Source organism: Streptomyces beijiangensis (assembly GCF_017315755.1).
Taxonomy (GTDB): Bacteria; Actinomycetota; Actinomycetes; order Streptomycetales; family Streptomycetaceae; genus Streptomyces; species Streptomyces beijiangensis.
Genome location: NZ_JAFLRJ010001450.1, coordinates 1 through 445, shown reverse-complemented (window position 1 = coordinate 445; position 445 = coordinate 1). Strand labels below are relative to the sequence as shown.

The window sequence follows — 445 nt, the reverse complement described above, 5'->3', positions numbered from 1 at the left end:
CAGCACCAGCTCGCTGTACGTGTGGAAGTCGACGGCCGCCTTGATCTGCTGCACACCCCCCACGACCCGGCTGCGCACGAAGTCGGCGACGACCTTCACCTCGGGCGCGGACTCGGGAGCCGAACCCCGGTAGGTCTCGGAGGACGTGGAGCCGGAGGAGCCGTTGCAGCAGCCCCAGCGGTAGTCCCAGTTGCGGTTCAGATCGGTTCCGACGTTCGACGAACCGGAGTTGGGCTGCCGGTTCTTGCGCCATGAACGGTAGGAGCCGGTGGCGATGTCGTACTCGCCGCCGTCCGGGTTGAGGTCCGGGACGATCCAGATCTCCCGGCCGTTGACCATGTTGGTGATCCGCGAGTCGCTGCCGTATCCGGCGCCGAGTTCGCGCAGCAGGTACAGCGCCATCTCCACGGTCATGTGCTCGCGCGCGTGCTGGTGGTGGGTGAAC

General features: G+C 67.0%; 1 protein-coding gene. It reads right to left on the bottom strand.

Annotation, left to right across the window (positions count from 1 at the left end; all coding sequences use genetic code 11):
* Positions 1–445, bottom strand: a 445-nt coding sequence (locus J0695_RS42220) for a M14 family zinc carboxypeptidase (RefSeq protein ID WP_277990128.1), incomplete at both ends; no start/stop codon positions are given.